The organism is Secundilactobacillus folii (assembly GCF_009720675.1).
GTDB classification, from domain to species: domain Bacteria; phylum Bacillota; class Bacilli; order Lactobacillales; family Lactobacillaceae; genus Secundilactobacillus; species Secundilactobacillus folii.
The window spans coordinates 58,636-83,048 of the sequence record NZ_WNJO01000008.1 but is presented as its reverse complement, the minus strand read 5'-3'; the positions used below and the strand labels follow the sequence as shown (position 1 = coordinate 83,048).

General features: G+C 42.0%; 21 protein-coding genes. 5 read left to right on the top strand and 16 right to left on the bottom strand.

Annotated features, from left to right (window positions below; translation table 11 throughout):
• The first annotated feature begins 454 nt into the window (after positions 1-454).
• Positions 455-1,885, top strand: coding sequence for an APC family permease (locus GM612_RS08090; protein ID WP_155431877.1), 1,431 nt, complete (start codon positions 455-457; stop codon positions 1,883-1,885).
• Positions 1,886-2,128: 243 nt separating this feature from the next.
• On the opposite strand, the gene GM612_RS08085 is transcribed toward GM612_RS08090, so the two are convergent.
• From GM612_RS08085 to GM612_RS08035, 11 genes are all read right to left on the bottom strand, one after another.
• Positions 2,129-2,890 carry an ABC transporter ATP-binding protein gene (locus GM612_RS08085; protein ID WP_155431876.1) on the bottom strand — a complete coding sequence of 254 codons (762 nt, stop codon included), beginning with the start codon at positions 2,888-2,890 and terminating at the stop codon, positions 2,129-2,131.
• Positions 2,871-3,833, bottom strand: a complete 963-nt coding sequence (locus GM612_RS08080) for a FecCD family ABC transporter permease (RefSeq protein ID WP_155431875.1) — start codon at positions 3,831-3,833, stop codon at positions 2,871-2,873. The genes GM612_RS08085 and GM612_RS08080 overlap by 20 nt, the downstream gene beginning before the upstream one ends.
• A 1-nt stretch (position 3,834) precedes the next feature.
• On the bottom strand, positions 3,835-4,722 hold the full coding sequence (gene isdE / locus GM612_RS08075; RefSeq protein ID WP_155431874.1) for a heme ABC transporter substrate-binding protein IsdE: 888 nt from the start codon (positions 4,720-4,722) through the stop codon (positions 3,835-3,837).
• Between the two features lie 11 nt (positions 4,723-4,733).
• The gene (locus GM612_RS08070) at positions 4,734-5,546 is read right to left on the bottom strand and encodes an NEAT domain-containing protein (RefSeq protein WP_246147664.1); all 813 of its coding nucleotides are present in this window, start codon (positions 5,544-5,546) and stop codon (positions 4,734-4,736) included.
• A gap of 58 nt (positions 5,547-5,604) precedes the next feature.
• A complete protein-coding gene (locus GM612_RS08065) occupies positions 5,605-7,017 on the bottom strand; it encodes an NEAT domain-containing protein (protein ID WP_173021251.1) in 1,413 nt (470 codons plus the stop codon).
• Between the two features lie 136 nt (positions 7,018-7,153).
• Positions 7,154-7,606 carry an NEAT domain-containing protein gene (locus GM612_RS08060; protein ID WP_155431871.1) on the bottom strand — a complete coding sequence of 151 codons (453 nt, stop codon included), beginning with the start codon at positions 7,604-7,606 and terminating at the stop codon, positions 7,154-7,156.
• A gap of 67 nt (positions 7,607-7,673) precedes the next feature.
• Positions 7,674-8,858 (bottom strand): hypothetical protein, encoded by a 1,185-nt coding sequence (locus tag GM612_RS08055; protein ID WP_155431870.1) that lies wholly within the window; start codon positions 8,856-8,858, stop codon positions 7,674-7,676.
• A 678-nt stretch (positions 8,859-9,536) separates the two neighbouring features.
• The gene (locus GM612_RS08050) at positions 9,537-9,929 is read right to left on the bottom strand and encodes a hypothetical protein (protein WP_155431869.1); all 393 of its coding nucleotides are present in this window, start codon (positions 9,927-9,929) and stop codon (positions 9,537-9,539) included.
• Between the two features lie 177 nt (positions 9,930-10,106).
• Positions 10,107-12,095 (bottom strand): cation:proton antiporter, encoded by a 1,989-nt coding sequence (locus GM612_RS08045; RefSeq protein WP_155431868.1) that lies wholly within the window; start codon positions 12,093-12,095, stop codon positions 10,107-10,109.
• Between the two features lie 80 nt (positions 12,096-12,175).
• A complete protein-coding gene (map, locus tag GM612_RS08040; protein WP_155431867.1) occupies positions 12,176-12,967 on the bottom strand; it encodes a type I methionyl aminopeptidase in 792 nt (263 codons plus the stop codon).
• A 9-nt stretch (positions 12,968-12,976) separates the two neighbouring features.
• Positions 12,977-13,525, bottom strand: coding sequence for a TetR/AcrR family transcriptional regulator (locus tag GM612_RS08035; protein ID WP_155431866.1), 549 nt, complete (start codon positions 13,523-13,525; stop codon positions 12,977-12,979).
• Positions 13,526-13,719: 194 nt separating this feature from the next.
• Between GM612_RS08035 and GM612_RS08030 the strand changes: the two genes are divergently transcribed.
• The 4 genes from GM612_RS08030 to GM612_RS08015 are packed head-to-tail and all read left to right on the top strand — an operon-like array spanning position 13,720 to position 17,135.
• Entirely contained in the window at positions 13,720-14,481 is a 762-nt protein-coding gene (locus GM612_RS08030; protein ID WP_155431865.1) for a lysophospholipid acyltransferase family protein, read from the top strand.
• A gap of 1 nt (position 14,482) precedes the next feature.
• On the top strand, positions 14,483-15,298 hold the full coding sequence (locus GM612_RS08025) for a glycosyltransferase (RefSeq protein WP_155431864.1): 816 nt from the start codon (positions 14,483-14,485) through the stop codon (positions 15,296-15,298).
• 22 nt (positions 15,299-15,320) lie between these two features.
• Positions 15,321-16,247 (top strand): glycosyltransferase family 8 protein, encoded by a 927-nt coding sequence (locus tag GM612_RS08020; RefSeq protein WP_155431863.1) that lies wholly within the window; start codon positions 15,321-15,323, stop codon positions 16,245-16,247.
• Between the two features lie 12 nt (positions 16,248-16,259).
• Positions 16,260-17,135 carry a lysophospholipid acyltransferase family protein gene (locus tag GM612_RS08015; RefSeq protein WP_155431862.1) on the top strand — a complete coding sequence of 292 codons (876 nt, stop codon included), beginning with the start codon at positions 16,260-16,262 and terminating at the stop codon, positions 17,133-17,135.
• On the opposite strand, the gene GM612_RS08010 is transcribed toward GM612_RS08015, so the two are convergent.
• The 5 genes from GM612_RS08010 to GM612_RS07990 form a co-directional block, all read right to left on the bottom strand.
• A complete protein-coding gene (locus GM612_RS08010) occupies positions 17,099-20,197 on the bottom strand; it encodes an AAA family ATPase (RefSeq protein ID WP_155431861.1) in 3,099 nt (1,032 codons plus the stop codon). The genes GM612_RS08015 and GM612_RS08010 overlap by 37 nt on opposite strands.
• Positions 20,194-21,336: an exonuclease SbcCD subunit D gene (locus tag GM612_RS08005; RefSeq protein WP_155431860.1), complete on the bottom strand. Its 1,143-nt coding sequence runs from the start codon at positions 21,334-21,336 to the stop codon at positions 20,194-20,196. Before GM612_RS08005 ends, GM612_RS08010 begins: the two co-directional genes overlap by 4 nt.
• Positions 21,337-21,526: 190 nt before the next feature.
• Entirely contained in the window at positions 21,527-22,216 is a 690-nt protein-coding gene (locus GM612_RS08000) for a glycerophosphodiester phosphodiesterase (RefSeq protein ID WP_155431859.1), read from the bottom strand.
• A 12-nt stretch (positions 22,217-22,228) separates the two neighbouring features.
• On the bottom strand, positions 22,229-23,566 hold the full coding sequence (locus tag GM612_RS07995) for an extracellular solute-binding protein (protein ID WP_155431858.1): 1,338 nt from the start codon (positions 23,564-23,566) through the stop codon (positions 22,229-22,231).
• Positions 23,566-24,408, bottom strand: coding sequence for a carbohydrate ABC transporter permease (locus tag GM612_RS07990; RefSeq protein WP_155431919.1), 843 nt, complete (start codon positions 24,406-24,408; stop codon positions 23,566-23,568). The genes GM612_RS07995 and GM612_RS07990 overlap by 1 nt, the downstream gene beginning before the upstream one ends.
• Positions 24,409-24,413 lie beyond the last annotated feature (5 nt).

Below are 24,413 nucleotides of genomic sequence, written 5' to 3'. Positions count from 1 at the left end.
CTCCGATCTATTGAATTTAAATTTATACTTAACGTGATTGAAGGTCGCAGGCCATAAAAAAAGTCCCTTCCCCTACAATCGACATTGTAAGAGACGAGACTACCCGCGGTACCACTCTTGTTGATATTACTATCCACTCGAATATTAAACTAGCGTTCTAAAAAGCGCGCTTCGTTATGACAGGCACCCGGCTTCCACCGTTCCGGACTCGCTTGACGACTGTTTCATAACTACTCTTCTTTTATCACTGAACGGGGCCACCGAGGTAACCTCACTTGTAGCATTCTATAACATCCAGCCTTAAATCACAAGTGAAATAGCACTTTTTCTGCAAACACCATTCCTGACAAATTCGCTGAAAAGTCCAAGGTAAATTTTCACATGGCCGTGTCATTTGATTAAAAGTCGATGTATACTATTATTAATCACTAATTATTTGAAGGGAATCTTGATAATGGCTGAAAGGAAGAAAGCCCATACGCTCTTTCTTCGAAAGGATATTAAAACCGATATTTTTAAAAAGACCGGTTTGGAAAAATCACTGACGGCGTTTAGTCTGACAACCATGGGAGTGGGCGCAATTGTTGGTGCCGGAATCTTCATTACACCAGGAATCATTGCGGCCAAATACACGGGGCCCAGCGCTTTTCTATCATTTGTTTTGGCAGCAGTCGTTTGCTCGTTAGCAGCGCTGTGCTACTCTGAGTTCTCCTCCACCATTCCCTTAGCAGGCAGTGCCTACACTTACATCTATGCCGTTTTCGGCGAATTTATCGCTTGGATCCTGGGCTGGGCTCTCGTTTCGGAATATCTCTTCTCCGTCTCAGCAGTGGCCGCTAGCTGGTCGTCGTACTTTCAAAATATTTTAGCAGGGTTCCACTGGTATTTGCCAGAAGCTTTACGAGCGGCTTATGGAACTGCAGGCATGCCTCATGCAATATTTGACCTTCCTGCATTTATTATCATTATGATCATCTCATTCTTACTTGTCGGCGGGGTTCGGGAATCTGCCCGCATCAATGCCATCATGGTGATTTTAAAAATCGTTGTGATCATCTTGTTCATTATTGTGGGAGCATTTTACGTACGGCCAGCAAACTTTAATCCGTTCCTGCCGTTTGGCATGAAGGGCATCGTTTCCGGTGCGGCGGTTGCCTTCTACGCCTACATCGGGTTTGACGCCGTCTCCACGGCTGCCGAAGAGGTTAAGAATCCACAAAAAAACGTGCCGATCGGTATCATTGGTTCGTTACTGATTGCGACGGCACTCTACATTGCACTTTCGGTCGTGTTGGTGGGAATTGTTAAATATACGAAACTGGACGTGGCCGATCCCGTTGCCTTCGCTCTGCACTTTATTCACCAAGATTGGGTCTCAGGCATTGTCTCACTGGGGGCTGTAATCGGTATGACCACTGTGCTGATCGTCTTCTTGTATGGTGGCACTCGACTGGTGTTTGCCATTAGCCGGGATGGTCTGTTGCCAAAACTATTCAGCAGGCTGAATCCCAAGACTCACGTGCCAGTCACAAACACTTGGGTCTTTGGTATCTTAGGGAGCTTTTTTGCCTGCGTGATCCCCATTGATAAGATCACTGAACTGGTCAACATCGGAACACTATTCGCCTTTGCCATGGTCTCCATTGGCATTGTTTTTCTGCGTCGAAATGCGGAGTTCAATAAGTTAGATTCCGCGTTCCGAGTGCCGTTCTACCCAGTTTTACCAATTATTTCATTTATTCTTTGCGTAACTTTAATGCTGGAACTAAAGCGTTTTACGTGGATCGCCTTCTTTATCTGGTTGGCGATCGGCCTGATTTTTTACTTTAGTTATGGTTATCGCCACAGCGCAGTCAGACTGAAGTATAAACAAGAACGATCTTAATCATTTTTAAATTTACTCACACAAAAACGCGGATAGGTTCGTTATCGAATCTACCCGCGTTTTTGAGTGTCTAAAAATTAACAGTGCCATCCAAAATTCATAGTCTTCCAACCACGCAGAAACCAATAATGATTAGGTTCTCCCGGAGCTCAGGATGATTGACATTTAAGCATCCTTAAACGTGAAATTGCAGCGTTTTAAAGCTTGAAATACCGTATTTAGCAGCTAATTTGACTCCGGATGTTACGCGGTCAATTGAATTACATAAGGTCCAAAAGTTTCCAGATTTACAATCTTGACTGGCATTTCAAACGTGTCACTCAACAGATCCTGATCAAGAATTGAATCTGGCGCCCCTTCTTTCACTAATTGACCCTGCTTGAGCAGCCACACTTGATCACTTATTTTCAGTGCCTGATTGATGTCATGCAGCACTAAAACAATCGTAATGTGCTGTTCAGCATTCAACTTGTCAATCAAACTCATCAGTTCCTGCTGGTAGCGAATGTCCAAGTAGGTTGTGGGCTCATCTAAAAACAGGTAACTTGGCTCCTGCGCCAACGCAGAGGCAAGCCAGACGCGTTGCTGCTGACCACCCGATAAAGAACTTAATGGTCGATCAATTGCCCAGTCCAAATCGACCGCCTTTAAAAAAGGTAAAATCTCTTCATCAGCGATGGTCGCTAACAGCGAGTGAAAAGGTAATCGACCCGTTTTAACAACTTCTTTAACAGCCATTTCATCAAACACTTGATGCTGTTGACTGACCAAAGCAATTTTAGCCGCCCGTTCACGGTTAGAATAAGCAGCTATTGATTTCCCATCGAGCAATACTTCACCTGAATCAGGGCTGATCCGACCCATCAGCAGCTTTAATAGCGTTGACTTACCAGCACCGTTAGGACCAATAATCGAAAGAATCTTGCCTTGTGGCACACTAGCCGTAAAATTAACAATCAATGGTTCAGAACCGGGATAGCTGTATCTAACCTGTTTTAATTCCATTGAATCCCCCTCTTTGGACCAGGATAACCAGAAACGGACCACCAATGACTGCCATAAGCGTGGCAGCTGAGATCTCGCTGGGAAGGATCACAACTCGTCCCACGGTGTCTACTAATAAAAGCAGCCAAGCACCACTAAGCATTGAAAACGGTAAAATGGTCTGATAGTCATGGCCGACAAAGTAGCGGGCAATATTGGGCACAATAATACCAATAAACGGAATGGTGCCCACAACCGAAGTTACGTCGGCTGACAAATACACAACTAGCGCTAACAAACTTAACCGAATTGCAATTACCGGCACGCCAACCATCGCTAACTGCTCATCTGGCAGCTTCAAATCATTAGCCCATGGCGCCACAAGAAGTGCCAGAATCAAACCAATGCAGCCAGCAATTACCAGTCCGGTAGCTGATGACCAAGTCATCCCGTTGAAGCCCAGTGAATTACCAACGTCGATACCCTGGGTAAATAACTGTTTAAGCCCCGTAAAGGTCAGGTTCAAGGCCACCCCAACGATGATTAACTGGTAGGGATGACGGAGTGTTTTTCGGTTAGCAAGCAAGGCAAATGCCACCAAACCACCCAAAAATGCCAAGATCAACTTTTGTAAGCCGAAGGCCGGCAGGAAAAAGCCACCCAATAACATGAATAGTTCACCAGCTGAAGTGACACCAAGAATCGTTGGGTCTGCCAGACGATTACGAAAGACTGACTGACTAATAGCACCAGCCGTGGCTAGCATGCCGCCAACGACTAAAGCTGCAACGATCCGTGGTAATCGGAACGTCAAAACGGTATTTAAAACTGCCGGACGATTACCGGTGAAAGCCTGCCACAGCTCTGAAAGTGAAAATAATTGTGTACCAAGCATTAGTGACACGATGACCGTCACAAGAATGGCGAGACAAATTATTCCGTAGGCGAGCCGTTCCTTTCTCATACTAATTACTCCCTGGATACAGCCATTTTGAGACTTCACCTAAAGCTTTGGCAGCACGCATATTAGCCGTGGCGTCAAAGTTGGGTTCAGTTAGGTCATAGACCCGTTTGTCCTGAACGGCCGGTGTTTGTTTCCAGAATGACTGGGATTTGAATTCTTGGTTAAATTCTGGGATGACCATATTAGGCATCGCGTGAGCAAGCCGCAAAATAACTTGTGGCCGCGCCTTTTCAATGGCTTCATCACTTGGTTGCATGTACTCTTGGGACTTTGAGCTAAAGACGTTTTTGCCACCCGCTAATTTTACGAGGTTGCCCACGTAAGACTGGTTCGTCGCAACCATGTAGCCAGCTCCAGGAAGTCCCATTAATACTAATACTCTTGGCTGCTGATGACCATTGGCCCGTTGTTTAGCCCTCTTTTTCGCCTGATTGATCTGGTTGTTAGCGGCTTTTGCTTCGGATTGTCGGTCGTATTTTTGACCCATTTGCGAAACAACTTTTTGAAGTGAACTAACGCTTTGTAGGTTCAAAAAGTACGGTTTGATATGTTGCTGCTTAAAGGATTTTCCGAATTGGTCTTTAAGGGTCGTCACACTGTAGACCACCGTTGGCTTCGTTGAGGCAATCTTTTCCGCACTAGGACTCATCGGATTACCGACACGCGTCACGTTTTTGTAACGTGCTGGCATTTTATTAGCCGTCGTGGGGACCCCAACCAGTGGGAGTTTCAACTTATCTGCAATCTGAACCACTGCATAAGTAGTGGCAACGATCCGCTCTTGATGCCGTTTCTTAGCTAATTGATGGTTGGCAAACAAACCGCCAACAACACCCACAACCAAAATGACCAAGATTACGATCAAAGCGGTTCTTCTCGGCGATTTCAAATTAACTCCTCCTAATGCTTTCTTCTCATGACTACTAAACTACCGCCAATAACAACGGCAACGATAACGACAACACCGACAATTAAGAAAGCTACTCGTGAATGATTGTTACTGTGGTCTTTGTTATCAGCAGAATTCGTTTTAGTACTCGATGAAGGTTGAGCAGAATTAGAACTCGTCTTGGAAGCATTACTTGAAGAAGAGGCTTTTTTTGCTGGCTTATTGGTTGCCTTTGAAGCTTGATTTGGTTTTGATTGACGATTCTTTTGCTTATTAGCCTGTTTTTTGATTACTGACGGAGACTTGGCTTTAACCTTGTTGCCAGCTGTCCGATTTCCTTTACTTTGCGTGGTGGTCTGCTTAGTTGCTGAATTACTTTGTAAACTAGGTAACCCCACCGTACTAAACTTAAAGGTGATCAAATGTTTCGCTTTGTAAACACCTGGCACATCAACAGCAAGCTTGGCATTGACTCGTTTGTTCAAATTCCTAGTTGAAAAAGAATAGAATAAATTGGAATTCCCAGAACGATCTTTGACTCGGCGAACATTTTGTGGTGTTTCCCCGTCGACCCAAATCATCTTGACTGGAAAGGAGTGAAGCTTCTTTGCAGTCCTAATATGCATCGTCACAACGTATTTATGGTTAACAACTTTGACACTAGCTGGTTTAACAAAGTACGGACTAGCCATTGAATTCTTGTTCGTGCCATAAACTAAAGAACGATAATTAATGGATTGTGCATGAGCAGTCATGGGTAGCGTAAACAAGAAACCTAGTAACACTAAGGCAATTGTGCCAATCAACCATTTGAGTCGTTTCATTATCAAACCCGCTTTCATTAAAATTTAAAATTTTTCTGAAATGCATCGCTACTCAACATTAAGATTCTTTTTTCTTCAAAATGAGAGTCCCGAGTAATAATGAAAGACTGGTCAAGCCAACGGCCACAGCACTGATTGATTCGTTCTCACTTGTTTGTGGCAATTTACCAGTAGCATATTTTGAATGAGTTGCAGGTGTCTTAAGCCCGTTAGTAGTTGCGGACTCATAAGCATTAACACCAGTACCTTGGGTAGTAACACTTGAATTAGCCGAACCGTTGTTTTGAGCGGTTGGATATGCGGTTTTGGCTGCAGTCACTTTTTTAGCCCCGCTACTCAATTTTGTTGCGACTGAAGGCTTTTGATTCTCGGCGGTCTTCTTCTGACTTGTCGCAGTTGGTGTGGCTGAACTCTGACCTTGATTTTGATTCGATGCGCCAGTATCACTAGTAGCTGCAAAAGCATAGTTAACGGTAAAGTCTTGACTGATATGCATAAATGGCACACTCACATGAATGGTACCCTTAACTAAGCCTTGATTGAGTGCTTTCAAACTTGGCACAACAAAACTAAAACTATTCGTATAATTGCTGGACGTTGAGCCATATTGCACATCACTGACATTGACCCCATTAACCGTTAGTGGAACAAATCCCTTGGGATCCATACCGGTGTTTTTACCGTATGAAACGTGCATCGTGACCTTGTAAGTCCCATTGCTTAACTTTTGAATGTCAGCAATGTGCGTATAGTATTGAGATGCTTCCGATTTTGATGAACCGTCCGCCTGCAGGACTTGGTAATTGACGTGTGAAACATTCTGAGACGTTGATTGTTTCTTTTGAGAAGTTGAGCCCGCCACGGTAGTCGCCGTTGGTGTGGATGTCGCTGACGATGCTGCTGTGGAAGTTGATGAAGTGGTCACATTTTGCTGCCCGGTACTCGTTGTACTGCCTTGACCATTAGTCTGAGTCTGATTTCCCGTATCAACATTGTTGGTACCCGTTGTGGTAGTCTGTGTTGTTTGGGTTGCTAATGGAACCCCAGACCAATCATACTGGAAATCAGCAGACTGGTTCATTGAACCTATTGGTGTATTAAGCTCGAAGTCAACATTACTCTTATCAGTGCCAACTGGTACTTGGTAATTTAACGAGCTACTGTCGGCGCTTAAAGCGTTTTGACCGTCAACTTGAGTGCCCTTCATGTAAGGTTGCCCAGAAGCATTGACTCCCAGTGACATATTGGCATCATCATTTGCAACGGTTGCACTAGCTGAGCTATTAAAAAATTGTTGGGCTAAAGAAGACTCACTTGTCCCCTTTTTTAATATATGAACGGGAACTTGATAAGTACCATCTTGATACTTAGAAGCATCCGCATTGATTTGCCCAATCACCCCAACACCTAAAATCACAGAAACAGTGACTAAGCCTTCCCCAACAACCTTTTTCAATCCGTATAATTTCATAACTAACTCCTCCATTTTAAGTATCATTATAGAAATAATTGCATTTGTTTAAATTAAGATATTCGTTCTAAATCAGATCTGAAGCCGTCGATTCGACATCAGGCAAAAATACCAAAACGTTAACGTAATTCGTTTACTATTTTAATTTTGGGAGTCCTTTAGTACTGAATTTAAAAGTAATCATATGCGTAGCGGTATAAACTTTTGGAATGCTGACGTGAAGCTTAGCGTGAACGCGCTTTTTTAAATTAGTAGTTGTAAACGAATAATACAAATTAGAATTTCCGGCGTGATCCTTCACCTTGCGGACGTGTTGCGGCTTTTTGCCATTGACTGAAATCATCTTGACCGGAAATGATGACAAGGCTTTTTTAGTCTTAACTCGCATTGTGACCACGTATTTATGGTGCGAAACCTTAACTGATGCCGGTTTAACGAAATACTGACTTGCCATTGATGTCTTGTTCGTGCCATAGGCTAATGCTTGAAAGTTGATCGACTTAGCACTGGCATTGGTTGGCACCGATGCAAATATAAATCCAACAGCAGCAATCACTAGCAATCCTAAAAACCATTTGATTCTTTTCATTTCTGAACCTGCCTTTCTGAAAAATGTTATATCATCTAGAAAGTTATTTTAGACACCAAATTATATTTTAAAGAACGTTAATTTTCTTGAATATAACGGCACTAAACGATGCTACCAATATCAAAATGCCCGCAAATGATGCTAAAGTTGTTTTGGCTTCAGTAGTCTGTGGCAACCGGCGACTACTTGTTTGAGATGGCCGATTGGCTTTTTGACGCTTGATCAGAACCTTCGCTGGTGAACCATTACTGGCCGAATTCGAAGAACTAGCTGAGCTTGAAACGCTACTCGTGTTCCCTGCCGCACCATTGAACTGATAATAAATCACGAAATTAGAACTGATATTTACAAGGGAAACTGTCACGTGAATCGTACCTTTAAGCGGTGATTTTGTTAGTGCAGCTAAACTGGAAACAGTAAAACTAAAACTAGCTGTGTAATCCTTAGCTGTTGACCCATACTTAACGTCACTAACTTTTTTACCGTTAACTGTTAAGGGTACAAATCCCTTTGCAGTCATCCCAGAGTTCTTGCCATAATCAACATGCATCGTGACTTTGTAGCTGCCATCAGCCAGTTTCTGCACATCAGCCTTATGCGTATAATATTTATTAGCTTCAGAAGTTGACTTGCCATTTGCCTGCAAAACCCGATATGTCATTTCAGTGACTGACGAATTAAGGGGCTTGATCTGTGAACCGGATGTTGCCGTGTCAGCAGTAACTGCGGAACCATTCGTCGCTGTTTTATTTGCCGTCGCGTTTGAGGACGCATCAGCCCTTGCAGCAGTTGCCGATTTTGAAGGCGTTGAAGCCTTGATTGTTTTAGCCGAACTAGACTTCTGCCATTTCAAAGTCAGTTTATAGGCCATTACCTTTGTGGAACCATTTTCAAGTACCTTGATTTCTAACGTGGGCACCCCCGCCTGCAATCTAAACTGAATTGTCGATGGCTTTTTGATCTCAGCTTTTTTGCCATTCACAATCGCACTCTTAATACCATGACCATCGATTTGCGAAGCCTTCAACTCAACCGTGGCCTCATTATTCTTCACTAAAGCTTGACCATTTTCAAAAGTCAATGCTGAAGTAGATTGAGGTGCTGTAGTCGATGATTGAACACTCACAGTATATGAGCCATTCGAGTAGTCCGCCGCAAATGCCTGACTAACGTTTAAAGCGGTTACACTTAACAACAAGCTAAACAGCAATAATAATCCCCCGAGCAACCGTTTCGCCCAATTATTATCCATATCAATTCCTCCAATAAAATAAATCAACATTTGTAAACGCGATCAACTGATTATCAAAAAACCGAAAGATCGTTTGCAAATTAGAATGCCTATAAATAACTTCTATAAAAATAATTATACAACCAATTCCCACTTGAAGAAAACCAAAAACTGCAAAATTACTAAGTTTTTCACCAATCTATTGATAAATAGAAACTTAATTATCACCTGATAAAGCGGTGCTACTATGGATTAAGCTGTTAATTAATGAATAAAATCATTAACAAGCTCCTCAATAAAATTATATAAATTCCCATTAATTTTTGCCTATCAACTACACTATTTAAAGTCCCACATCGAACTGTTAATTTAGGATTGTCTAATTCTAACAATTTCTGGGATCACCTTTATCATTTAGAAATTACCTGCGTGAAATGAGTGCTTTTCTTGAATGATTGTTTTACCCTCTGAAAATTACCATTCAAAAAAGAGTCTAGTGATAAAATTGGCTCACTCACCGGCAAACCAAGTCATCTCAGACTTTTACAACAGCCAAAAATTCTACAAATAATTTGATTGGAAACCTAATTATTATAAATATTTGGATTATTTTTTAGCATGGGCTTAGTGACTTTACAGGCTTTGCATAAAAAAAGCACTTCAATATTTAGAAGTGCTTGTCTGTATTTAGTTCCCAATCTAACCCAACTTAAAAGGAGTTGAAATTGAGACGTTTATTGCCCGATGTCCATTTGCTACGGCAGTTTGTGCGACATTTTTCAATAAGTGATGCTCTTGAATATAATTTCGAAATTCTTGCGTATTGGGGATTTGTAGTTTCAGTCGATTGGCCGATTGGTCAACTTCGATCCGGTCAAGCACACAACTGGGATTCAACCTTAAAATGACAGTTTCAACAATTCCAAGAACAAATTGACTGTGCGTAAGATAGTCAACATTGGCGGCTCCAAGGTCAAACTTCATTTCACCGGTCGTCAGATCCTTTTGGTCATTATCAACCGTTGCCCGATAGGAAACCACAATGTCTCTAGAAGTCACCTTATTACGAATTTTGAGTGTGTAATCGATCATCACGTCATCTCCCTTTTTAGTTCTGAATATTGGTTGTTCATTATCAGCGCTAGTCCACATCGTAGCAGTAGTAATACCTGCCAATGCGCAACGCAACTTTATCCCCAAAGCTTACAAAACCATTCCTACTATATACTATGTTACTAATTTCACACAAGAAACACAAGCATTATTTTCTTATTGATACGATTCACTATTTTGAATATAAGTGATCTCATCAAATGAGATTCGTTGCTGTAACTTTTCGGCTAGATCCGCGTTGATATCGCCATTGGCAATTGCTCTTTGAATCAGTTCATATTCCGCGTGGAAGGCCCGCATAAACAACTGGTAAACAATGTCAGGATCAACGTCGCCACTGCGAATACGACGGTGACGAGTTCGGTAGAAGCGACGTACCATGTTGGTTTCAACACCGTTTGCGCCGCTATTTTGCTTCAAAAAGTCCATGACTGCATTAAATCCAGCTTCTTCAATCGGTAAAATGTCCTCACCATGTTTTTCAAACTGCTCACGCCAATAAACCTCTTCCAAGGCAACCGGGGCAGTTAAGAACGCCTCTTGAGCCCGGTGCAGATCCTTATAAAGCGTCCCAATATGCAAGCTAAACCGGATCCTCAACAAAACGTTTTTCCAAACTTTTTCATCAGAAGAAAAGTGATTTAATTCCAGAAACTTATTGTAGTAAACCATCTCATCTTCAGTGATATCACCATTTTGATACATTTCTTGAACCTTTTTACGCTCCACATCATGGGTTTGCCGCATGATCTGACGCTCGATCCGTAATTTAGGTGTACTGTCCAAAATCAACTGTTGTTGCAACGAATCAATCACAATTTGAGCTTCGCCAGGATGTTGCTTTTCAGCTACTAGATCACTAATCCCTGCTTGGATCATTCGCCGTACCCATTTGAAACGCGGCTGTGACTCTTCTTGCGCGGGTAAAAGCAGTGGCACAAAGATCGTCGGTAAAATCAAACTGGTTAAAATAACAACTGCTGCCACAAAAATCAGCGGCCCCCGCAACATAAAGGGATGCCCGTTGACCTGATTAGGAATCGAAAACGCAAGTGAGAGCGTGATGGTCCCATTAGCGCCACTCAACGCCATGACAAGGCTATCTCGCCATACGTGGTCGGTCTTAGTTCGCCGTTTAAGTAAGTACCGCGTCCAGATTAATCGAATCGCACCTTTGACCGCGTATAAGAATAACCCGATGAAAAATAGCCGAATAATCGTGATATTTGGATCTACGTGCTCATTTAAAATATTAATGACATCTGGTAATGATAGACCCAGTAAAACAAAGACAGTACCTGACAAAACACCGCTGACGATCTCCCAAACGTTGCTAGTGACGATCTGCATACGAGAGGAAGTCAGCCGAAGCTTATCCCTTTCCGACCCCTGAACTAACCCCGCTGCCACCACGGCTAAAATGCCTGAAAGTTCAAGTTTCTCAGCCAGTAAATACACCAGAAATGGCGTCAGTAGCTGAATGAGTACCATGATCAACGGCGTATCATCGTTGTGACGAATCAAAAATAAGCGTGTGCTGACCACAATGACACCAATTAAACCACCGAATAGCAGGCCACCCAGGAACTCCCACATGAACGTCCCAATCGCGCCCTCAAGCGAAAAGGTACCAGAAATGTAGGCAGCTAATGCCATGTCAAAAATAACGATTCCAGCTGCATCATTAAATAACGACTCGTGTTGTAGCGTTGCGGATTGCTCTTCAGCAATCGGGTTGGCTTCAAAAATAGAATTGACCGCGGACGCATCCGTAGGCGCCACAATTGCCACTAAAGCAAAGCTTAAGCTAAGAGGCAAAATCGTATAAAGTGCGTGAATACTTAACCCAACAGCTAGAACGGTCACAACCACCAAACCAACTGCCAGAGACAAAATATTAGTGATTGACCTGCCGATCCAAAATCGGGAGCTGTTCTGTGCTTCGTTAAATAGTAAAGGTGCAATAATCGCAAATGAAAACATTGACGGGTTTAAATGAAACCCGTCGTACACCGGTAAAAGTGCCAACACAAGTCCAAGAACAATTAAAAAGAAGGGTAGCGGGATAACCATGACGTGCCGAGCTAAAATATTAGCTAACACAACTACGGCTAAAATAATCACTAATAAAAGTACTTGATCCATAATTCTTCTCTCCCTCTATGCCTAATAACCACAGTATAGCTGTATTTGGGAGATTTGCCTTAAATTTTGATTTTAACAAGCTAAAGGTATTTAGCATCCCGAGTAGGATCTTGAGACGTCAAAATCTTTGGCCCATCCTTGGTAATTGCTAACGTATGTTCGAACTGCGCGGAAGGTAAACCATCGGCAGTAACGTAATATTCCCACGAATGGTCGGCAGTTTCCTGAGCTCGAATTTTTCTGGTTCCTAAATTGACCATCGGCTCGATCGTAATCGTCATTCCTTCACGCAGACGTAAACCCTTGCCAGCTTCACCATATGCAGGTACATCTGGCTGTTCATGCATGGTTGGTTGAATGCCATGACCAATTAATTCACGGACGTCACCCATATGGTTTTCGTTTTCCACAAAATTTTGGATAGCAGCTCCAATATCTCCCAGCCGATTACCGATTATAGCCTGATCAATGCCACGGTAAAGCGCTTTTCTGGTGACGTCCAGTAATCGCTGCTCGTTGGCGGTAACTTTTCCAACAGCATAAGTGCGGCAGCCATCACTCAAATATCCGTCTAAGTTAACAACTAGGTCAACGGCCACCACATCGCCTGATTTTAAAATAAGCTTTTTACGGGGTGTCGCGTGGGCAACTTCATCATTCACGTTCACGCACGTTGCGTATTGATAGCCTTCAAAACCTTTTTCCTCGGCAGTCGCGCCATGTTTTGCAATGTAAGTCGTCGCAAATTTTTCAATCTCCCATGTTGAGATCCCCGGCTCAATAACGTCAAGTAACCCATTCAAGACGCCAGCTAAGACGGCACCGGATGCACGCATCTTTTCAATCTCACGGGCGGATTTTATAGTAATCAAATTTTTCTCCTAACTAAACAAACGCTTGATACGGACTAAGTCTTCGGCAATTTCTTCATCGCTTGGCAGGTCATCATGCGTCAATAAATAAGTAATCATACTTGAAATGATCCCTGTCAAAATTGCTAGTTCAAACTCTGAAGCTTGGCCTGAGAGTAACTGACTAATCACGCCTTGAACGCGTTTGGTGAGCTCAATTCTCAGATCAAAATTATTCATATGAATCTTAAACAAAGCGGTAATTTCCTGACGGTGATTATGAAAAACTTCTCGCAAAGTCGGTCGAACCTCATCAACAATTTGAATCACGTTTTTATTTTGACGACTCAAGCTGATGCGTTGTTCGCCGAGCTTATCATACATTTTTAAAACCTCTTGGCCCATTTGCTCTGCCAAATCAAACTTATCAAGATAATGTTGATAGAACGTTTGTCTGTTGATCATTGCCTTGGCAGCAAGTTCACTCACCGTTATTCGGTCAAATCCCTCCTCAAGAACTAAGCTAACGAAAGCGGACTCGATGGCTTGCTTGGTTTTAACAACTCTCAAATCTGTCATTTCAGTTTCCTCCCGAAACTAACTTATCATCAAATCAAAAGATTTTGTACTGTTAAACGACAATTTGTCCATAAATTGTCGTTTAACCATCAAATTCTATCGAAGTAAGGGTTGTGTAATCAGTGCCAATTTCATATACTCAAGGTGAATCAAAGAAAGTGAGTGCTCACTTACAATAGGAAAGAGGCGATCTTTTGAAATTCAAAAATGGTCAAACCATATTCTATCAATCACTGACTGACGACGTTATAAAAAGTCACCAGCAGGATTATCAACTGCCCAAATCCTATAAATGGCAAAAAAATAGTGTTTATATCTGCATACAACAGGTATTTCAGTGGTTGATCAGCGGTTTTGCCTATTTTTATTGCCACTGGTGGCTACACATTCGTTATGTTAATGGAAACCTGCTTAAACAGTTACACAGTGGCGCATATCTTTACGCGAATCACACTCAACCTCAGGGCGATGTTTTTAGTCCCTTTTGTGTCATCCATCATCCAGCAGTCATCGTTTCTCCGGCTAACTTGGGCATCCCTATCATCGGTCGGTTGATTCCTTTAGGGGGTGGGTTACCAATTCCTAATAACATTCGTGATATGCACCGTTTTACTGAGGCAGTTTACCAACAAGTTGATCAGAATCATACGGTTGTCATTTATCCAGAAGCACACGTCTGGCCTTTTGCGACTAGAATCAGGCCATTTAATGAAACGAGCTTTCATTATCCCAGTTATCATCCCGCTCCGGTCTATACGATGACAACAACTTACCAAGCCTCGAAATGGCACCAAAAACCTAACATTACCGTCTATCTTGACGGACCCTTTTTCGTTGATACTTCTTTACCTGCGAAGCAACGTCAAAAAGACCTTCATGACAAAGTAATGTTACAATTTGAGAAACGCAGTCAGAATAGCTCTTATGCGTATCTCAATTACGAGAGGAGGTTGTAAAATGAACATTTTATACTGTGGGGACCAAAAAATGGGAGACGGATTGCTGATTTCTACAATATCATTGTTAAAAAACGTTTCGGAACCATTAAATATCTATGTTTTAACTGCCAGCATCCATACTGCCAGCAAAGATTATTTTCCACTGCCTAAAAAGACGACACAAAAACTAGCAAACTTAGTTAAAGAAAAAAATGTTAAAAATGGCGTTCACAGAATTGATATTTCTAACTTAGTTGCCAAACAGCCGCCAGTGGCAAATATGAATTCAATTTTTACACCAAATTGTATGTTGCGGCTCTATGCTGATCAAGTTTCAGAATTACCAGACCGTTTATTGTATTTAGATACTGATGTCATTTGTCGCAAGGATTGCAGTACTTTCTATCATCAGTCACTTGATCACCTTCAATTAGTGGGTGTACTTGATTATTATGGTAAATGGGTCTTCCGTCGAATCTTTGGTAAATTTCATTATCTTAATTCAGGTATTTTGCTATTAAACATGCCAGAGATTCGTACGACCGGCCTTTTTGCTGACGCACTCAAGTTATGCCAAACCAATCGAATGTTCATGCCCGATCAAACTGCCATTAATAGCTTGATGTCGGAGAGAAAAATTGCGCCACGAAGATACAATGAACAACGCCGCTTGCACAACTCAACTGTATTTCAACATTTCACGACCAGTTTCCGAATGTTTCCGTGGATTCATACTTTGACTGTCAAGCCATGGGAGGTTGACAAAGTGCACCATGAACTTCGACTCTATGAATACGATGATATTCTTGCCGAATACGAAGCTTTAAAAAAATAATTATCAATTTTGGAGGGGTACAATGCAAATTCCAATTTTCTATGGGGTTAACGATAACTATGCACCATTACTTGCTGTCAGCATTCAATCATTGATTGAACATGCTGATCCCAAAAATCAGTATAAAATCACTATTTTATATCAGCAATTATCCGCCGAAAATCAGCAAGCAATCAGATTATTAGCAACCAATAACGTCAAAATTTCATTTAGTGAGATCAATCATCAATTTGAGACACTTTTTAAGAACGATCACAATTTACTCTTTGCTGACTTTCGAACTTTAACGATTTACTACCGCATATTTATTGCGGATATGTTTCCAGCTATGGCTAAGGCAATCTACCTTGATGCAGATACATTGATATTGGATGACATTGCAACCCTTTATCAACAGCCAATTGGCGACCATCTTTTTGGTGCGATTGTGGATCAATTTATCGCCAACGACCCGGAATTATCGAAATATTCTGAGCAAATCATCGGTGTGCCTAGCCACCAGTACGTTAATTCTGGTGTGCTCTTAATGAATTTAGTTGCATTACGAAATCATCATTTTACAACCCAATTTTTAGATCTGCTTCAGCGTTACCACTTTAAATTAATAGCAGCTGATCAAGATTATATCAATGCATTGGCAAAGGATAAGATGCTTCTTTTGCCAGTAAAATGGAACACGCAAACGGCAATGCCTGTCAAAGAAACCGAGAATGTTGTCATTGTCCACTATAACTTACTGAAAAAGCCTTGGCACTACGTCAACGTTCCCTTTGCTCAGCAATTTTGGGAAACTGCAAGTCGGACCGCTTATGCAAGCCAGTTGAAGCAAACGCTTAGTCAGTATACACAGCAGGAAACCAAGTTGGACAATAACAAACGTGAAGCAATTGTGTCGACTGCTCAGTCTTTGCAAAGAGACCAGGTCACTCTAAAAACAGTTCTAGCCTAGGGGGCGTCATAAATGTCCAATGATACTAGTCAGGTAGTTGAAAATATTATTTCCGCTGTTCATGCAGAAGATTTTCACCGTAAAGTTGAGATCAATGATCCTAACTTATCAGTTGGCGAGGAAGGGCAGTTATTAAATTGGTTTTTATCCCATCGCAACACAATCTCACAACGAAGCCGAACGTTTTTGGCAAGATTATTAATGCGAGCAATTACCAACTACGAAAATCGTTCAACAAGTGTTATTGGCATCGAAAACATTCAAAATCTCGGCTCAGCCATCATTACCAGCAACCATTTTAGCCCCACAGAAAATACTGCAATTCGGTTTTCAATGCAAAAATTAGGCTATCCAAAAATGGCGGTCTTATCCCAAGTTGCTAACTACAAGATGTCTGGTGTCTTGGGCTTTTTAATGCGCAACGCCGACACAATACCGGTCAGCACTAACCTTCATTACTTGGGGCGCGTTCTACCAAATTTAATTGGCGAGACGCTCTCAAAAAACACGCCCATTTTAATTTATCCAGAACAAGAAATGTGGTGGCACTATCGCAAACCACGTCCATTTATGCCTGGCGCATACCACTACGCCGCAAAATTTAACGTGCCAATCATCTCGTGTTTTACTGAAATGCAATTATTAGATCAAGCTCCGGTTCAGGGTGTGACACCAATGAAATACGTCGTTCACATTCTTAGACCAATTTATCCTGATCCACAATTAAACGAACACGAAAATAGCGAAATGATGCTCAAGCAGGATCAGGCACAAAAGAAAGCAGCTTACGAACTAGCTTATCATGAACCTCTGACTTATCAATTTGAACCAGCAGATATCATTGGTTGGAATTATGGCAAGACAACCTTGGCTTCCGATTTACCTTGACCCACCACGTGAACCTGAATCTGATAAGGAATCGTTTCCTGTAATAATGCTACGTGACTAATAATACCAATCATGCGGTGACTGCTTTCAACATTTTCTAAAGCTTTCATTGCTGTTGACAGTGATTCTTGATCAAGTGAGCCAAAGCCTTCATCCACAAATAAGGCATCGATACTAATCCCACCAGATTCATTTTGAATAATCTCACCAAGTGCTAACGCTAAACTAAGAGCTGCAATAAAACTCTCACCCCCAGAAAGGGTGTGCACACTTCGCACCTGACCAACATTATCATCATAAACATCGATCTCAAGACCGGTGTTTTTTTGATAGGCACCAGCCTCCATATGGAGCTGTAATGAATACCGCCCTGAACTGAGTTGTTTGAGATGTTCATTTGCAATTGACAGAATTTCGACTAATTGAGCCCTTAATACATAACGTTCTAACCCGAGCTTATTATCACCACCGCCAGCCACCGTTTCAACTAACAGTTGCAATTCATTGATGTCATTTATCTGAGTTTTGACCTTCTTAGTGGCATCCGTCAACTGCCTGAAAATATCGCCGTTAACCGTGACGTCTTCTTGTTGATCGTCCATCATTTGCCGCTTTTCATTTAACTGATCATTTAAATCTTTTAGTTCTGTTTGAACAAGTGAAATATCAACCATCTGATGTGTGCCAACTAACTCTGAAAAGGCTTTAACATCCGCCTTAGCAGCAGTCAGTTGATCTTGATAAGCCTTGATTGATTTTTCAATTCCAGTAGTCTTTTCAAGTTGTGCTAGTAAAGTTTGATATTGTTGCTTAGCATCCTCACCTAAACGTTGACTTAGAGTTTGTATAAACTGCGAATCAAGCGTGGTTAATTGATTGTTTGTATCATGCAATTGTGCTAGATTACTGGATAAATTAGCTTTGCCAGTCGTAATTGCTTCAATTGTCTCCTGTAATTGCTCCGTCAAACTTTTGACCTGATCGTGGTAATCAGAAATTTGTTTTCTTTTAGTTTTTAAATAACTATCAAGGCTTTCTAAATCATCAAAACGGTCTGGCAAACCTTTTTCTGCACTGGCTAATTCTGTTTTCTTTTTCTGTTCTGTTACCGTAGCATCCTGTACGTCAGTTTGAATCTGCCGAATTTCTTTTTGCAACGAAGTCAAATTAACATTCAATTTCTCGCGTTTCATAATGGCTGTATCAATATCAGACAGGTTTCTCTGCAATTTAGTCAAATCCGCTGTTGTTTTAGCTTGTGCGTCGTTAAGCCGTTGTTCAATCTCCATTAGTGATAAATCAGTGCCAAAACCAGTTTGTTTGGCAAAATCGGCAAATTTTTTGTGGAAATCCCCTTGCTGCTGGCTTAGTGATTGACGCTGATTATCTAGTTGAGCCTGCAGTTTTGTTTGTATGCCACGCACCTCTTGCAATTGTTGCTCTGAATCCTTAACAGTTTGGTCATCCACTACTTTATCACTGACCACTTGATGAGGCATTGGGTGTTCAACACTACCGCAGACGGGACATGGCGTACCGGGCTTAAGTTGACTGGCCAACACTGCAATTTGGCCCTCCAACCATTGATTACGTAATTGAGCGTAGACTTTTGACGTAGTCTCGACCCGTTGAGAAACTTTTGTTAGTGATTTTAAGCTTTGGGCCTCCTCACTAGTCAGATCAGTAATTTGTTGCGCCTGCTGTTTAAGGCTTGTTAAGCGTGTCATGGAAGCCCGTTGTTCAACTTGTTCACTCAAAAGTGCTGATTGCTGTTTCAGAAATTCAGATTGATGCAAAATAGTTTCATTTAGCGACTGTAAGGTCTTGGTCAGCTTAGTGTCTTGCTCCTGTTCACTTTTTAATTTATTGGCTATCTTCGTTCGTTGTTCGACCGTTTGTTGATACTGTTCCTTTAAATGGTTAACTTGTTCAAATAACGGTCGCTGTGCAGTCAATAAAGTAACTTTGGACTGGATCTGGTCGATTGTGGATGCCTGCGCTTCCAGATTAAGTTTAGCGTTCTCAATTTTCTTAGCTGCTTGTTTTTGATTGTTGAGGTTGTGAGTTAAAGTAACTTTTTGCTTTTCTAACTGGTCAGTTTGTGCTTTTAGCTCTTGCAATCTTTGGTAGGTTGCCCGCTCTTCTCGAACCCAATTTAGCGTTTCAAGTTGTTCTTGCAGTTTTTTAATTTTAGGCGACTCACCTTGCAGTTGAGTCACTAAGTGCTTCTTTTCGGTTAAATCTTTAATGTTTTGGTTCATTTTTTGATCCAAATCCAGTTTATGCTGTGTCGCGGTGACCCTTTGCTGTGCTTGGGTGAAAGCCTTCTTAGCCACCATCAACTTTCTCTCAGCGATGCCCTGTTGTTCCTCAAGCTGTGCAATATCGTGATTACCATTTTCATCAATCCAGCGCACTCGTTTTAAGCCGTTATCGATTACTGATTGCCAAGATTTTACCTTATCTCGTTGTTGGTTTAACTCCACCTTCAGTGCGTTAGCCCATTTTTGGAAAAGCTGAGTGCCGAATACCTTCCGTAAGATGGTTTCCTTTGCTGCACTGTCTGAAACAAGAAAACGACGAAATTCGCCTTGTGGAAGTAACACGATCTGAACAAACTGCTTCCGACTGATTTGAAGAACATCCGATAATTTAAGGTTAATTTCTTGAAGGCGGGTTACTTCATCAACTTTTTCACCGGCCTGAAAAATTTTCAATCGTCCACTACTTGTGTATTCCCGAGTACCTGAACCGCGTTTTTTATTTAAAGTTTGTTTTGGTCGTCGAGTAATCTCGTATTCGACACCTTGGTGTTCAAATCTAAGTGTAACTTCAGTTGGTTCATCCGGTGCAGCAAAGTCTGAACGAAATGATGCTGGATCCCGATCTTCACTGGCACTTTCGCCGTACAATGCGAAGGTCATGGCATCAAACAAGGTGGTTTTGCCACTGCCAGTTGGCCCTGAAATCAAAAAAATTGAAGCATCTTTAAGTAGTGTAAAATCAACTGTCTGTTGACTATAGGGGCCAAAGTTATTCATGGTTAATTTAATTGGTTTCAAGATGGCTGACCTCCTTCACTCGCTTGTTTGAGAGTTGTTTTAGCCCATTTTTCTTGTTGTGGTGTGAGTGGCTCCTTAGCCACTTGCTCGTAAAAGTCCTTAAGAAGCGTCATGGGCGCTTTTTGCCTAATTTGCTGACCACTTTCGCCTTGGTACCGTACTTGGGTCGAAAAACCATCTTGACGGCTTAGCGTGACAATTTTCGGAAAAACTTCTCGTAAACGTGCCATTACATTTGGAATCGGCTGAGTATCGGTTAACGTGATGCCAAAATAATCATCATGATCGATGGCAGGATCGTCCGTGGAATGAATCAAGTGATCAAAACTGTCTGTAAGCAACTTCACATCATGAATTGGGGTCAGCGTTTTAAAAGTCAGTTTTACTGGCGTTTGATCAGTATCCACGATCCAAACCCCTTTTTCCTGTGCCGCTTCTGAAAGCGAAAACTTGACTGGTGAACCACTATATCTTGCTTGGCGCATATGTAAGGCATTCTTACCATGCAAATGACCCAACGCAACGTAATCAAAATCGGCTAGAAGATCCGTTGGTACTGCTGCAAGACCGCCAACTGTTAAGTTGGTCTCCGAGTCCGTTGTGGAACTGCCCGCTGCAAAGAAATGTGCGGCTAATAAATGCTTTTTGCTTGGATCAAATGCTTTCTTCATTTCATCGACGACTCTCGCAAATGCTTGGTCAAGATGCTGTAAACTATCGTCATCGAAATATTGCTGAGCATCAAAAGGTTCAAAGTATGGACAGAGAAAAATCTGAGTGTCCGCTAACTCCACGGGTTTAAACGCCTGACTGAGAGCCGTATGTAAAAACAGGTCTGTCTGCTTAAACCATGGCGTACCAGTCGCCAATCGTGTGGCGCTATCATGGTTGCCTGAAATCGCATAAACGGGAAAGTGATCGGTTAAGTTTAATCGTTGCAGCATCTGGTTGACCATGGCCACTGAGGATTCAGCCGGAAGCCGCCGATCGTACAAATCACCCGCAATAATAATGCCATCAACCTGTTCTTTCTTGGCAATAGCTTCAATTTGTTCGAAGGCATTTCCTTGTTCATCTGTTAAATCAAATCCGTGAAGTCGTCTGCCGATGTGCCAGTCAGCTGTATGTAGTAATTTCAAAATAATCGATCTCCGTTCCAAAAGTATTGATAATAGTTTACCAAAATTATGCTCACTTCGATAGTCTTTAGGGGAACATATTTTCGATTTATTCAGTTTTTTCTTCCTAACTGATTAAATGAATACCAAACACGACTAATTTCCGCCACTGGAATTAGTCGTGCTTGTGTTTTATTCAGATAAAACTTCTCTAAATAACCATCAATTGATCACGTGTCATCATTGCCTTTTCAAAATCATCTGTAAAGATACCGTCAACTTTTCGGGAGAATAGTTTGAGCATTCTTTTTTCATTATTCACGGTCCAAATACGTTCAACCAGACCATCTTCATTTTGAGCGCGATGAAGGTGCAAGCCATTGAGATGTTCTTCTTGCAAAAACTGCAACGGGTGGCGAATTGAATGGTCAGCTAAGTAACAATAGTTCTGACTATCATCGATTAGTTGACAAATACGCAGACTTTCCAAGTTAAACGAGGAATAAATAACCGGATGACGAAGATTAAACCGACTAACCTGGGCCAAGACAATCTGCTCAATTCCAGGATAATGGATCTGATCCGTTTTGAATTCTAAATTTAAAATGATATCAGCCTTCCCCACCAACGTTAAGAAGTCGTCCAATTTGGGAACTGACTCACCGTTACTCAGACTAAATGTTGCCAGCTCTTCGTAATCAAAATCACAAACCCGACCCTTTCCATTTGTGGTTCGATTAATTTTCTCATCATGGATAATTACAGGCACCTGATCACGAGTTAAGTGAACGTCAAACTCGAGACCTTCCACATTGTGTTCAATAGCATACCGAAAACCTTGCAGTGAATTTTCAGGAAACTTAACCGGAATACCACGGTGACCAAAAATTAAAGTCGACATGACAAAATCCCCCTATTTGTAATGGTTAGCTCGATTAGTATTCGCAACCGCATCGTTTAATCCCTTTTCCGCAATGGCTAGCGCTTTATCAATCGGAGTACCGTTGTAAATCTGTGCCATCGCGGTTTGCGTAAGATTTCGTTCCTGGATAACGCCTTCCATGAAGACCCCTGAGTTAGCGGTATTGGCTTTGATTCGTGCTAATTGTTGACTGGGAACTTGTGCAGCCGGATATTTTTGATAGAGCTTTTGAAGGATTGGCTGCGCTTGAGAATCCTTATTAAGCGCTAAATATCCCGTGGCGGCTTGCCACTGCGCCTGCGCTTTAGCAGACATGACAAATTGAACGAATTTCCATGCTCCTTGTTGAACATCCTTTGGCTTATCGTTGCCGATCCAAAGTGAGGCGCCCCCAATGGCAACCCCATTAGCTGGTTTGCCATTCCGATGAGGATAATAGGTAATGCCGAGCTGATCCTTAGTACCAGCCAACAACTGACTAATATAAGCGGACGATTGAATGAAGATACCAAGTTTGCCTGCTAAGAACGCCGCGATTTCATTGGATTCGGCCTGACCTCCAGCACCGTAATCGATGAAATCACCAGACTTGATATTTGATTTGACCCACTTCATTGCTTCTTGGGTGCCAGGTGTATTCAGATGCACTTTTGTGGGAATGCCGGTACGTCCATCTTCATGATTAGCCAGATGTTCATCGCTATTAGCCATGAATTGCTCGAATAACCAGCCATACTCTTCAACCGTCAGTCCCTTGATCTTTCCGTGAGATTTGGTAGAAATTGCCTTGGCGACACGAGTAATATCACTGTAGGAAGGATCAACTGGTGGTGCCTTGATGCCTAGACGTTTCAGTACAGAGGCATTGTAATAAAGCACCGGTTGTGACGTATTAAATGGCATTGAGATCTGCTTTCCACCCTGAGAGTAAAATGCCCGAGCCACTGGGGAAATTTGATTCACATCAAAGTTATCTTTATCAATAAACTTTTGCATTGGAGTTGCAACGTGCGCGTGATACAGCTGACTGGTTGAAACATCCATCGACTGAAAGACGGCTGGTGAAGCTGAAGTACCGTGGGTATGCAAAATTTTCTGCACTGCCTCGTTATATGAACCTTCATACTGGGGCACAACTTGATATTTATCTTGACTGGCATTAAATTCCTTAGCAAACTGTTTCAATTGATCTTGACCAGGACCCGTCATTTCGTGCCAAAATACAATTTGAGTCCGGCTGGCAGCCTGAGTTCGAGCACACGCGCCGAGTGGTAAGACAATCAGTAACAATGCTAAACCAAGCCACCAACGTTGATATCTGATTTTCATTATTTTACTGCCCCCTCATTTAACCCCGCCTTGAAGTAATGCTGACCAATAAACAGAATAATTAACGTTGGAATCACAACAATTGCTGCACTGGCTTGAATCATGCCCCAGTTATTAAAACTTTCTTGACCTTGAAGCTGACGAAGACCATCTTGGACTGGTCGAAAATTATCACTAAAAGTTGTCAGCATCGGCCAAAGATATTGATTCCAGCTACTCAAAAAGCTGTATGCAGCTAAGGTCATCAGACTGATCTTGGCATATGGCACCGCCAATTGAGAGTAAAATTGCCAGTGAGATAGGCCTTCAATATCAGCAGCTTCTTTTAATTCAACTGGCATTTGCATAAAGGTTTGCCGAAGCATAAAGGTGCCAAATGCAGCGGTTAAAAACGGTATGATCATGGCAGCATAGTGATTCAAGAGCCCCATATTTCGCACGGTACTAAAGTTAGGAATTACTTCAGCTTCAAATGGCAGCATCATTGTGATCAGAAAAACCATAAAAAGCTGCTTTCGATAGCGAAACTTTAAAAAGACGAACGCATAGGCTGACATTGAGCAAAGTAAAACCTGAAACAGCATGGTGACGGTTGAAATGACAAGGCTGTTCAGCAGGTATCTCAATATTGGCGTCGTGGTTATCGCAGTGATGTAATTATCTAAGGAAATGTGGGTACTCCAAAGGGCCCCTTTAGAAATCTCGGCTGTCGGCATTACGCTAGTCCATAGGCCCAACAGAAATGGTCCCAAAACAATCACTGTTAGCACCAGTAAAAGTGCGTATTGCCCCCAGCGCTTCAAATTGCCATGGTTTGTTTCAGAAGTAACTGGCCGATTCATTTCCA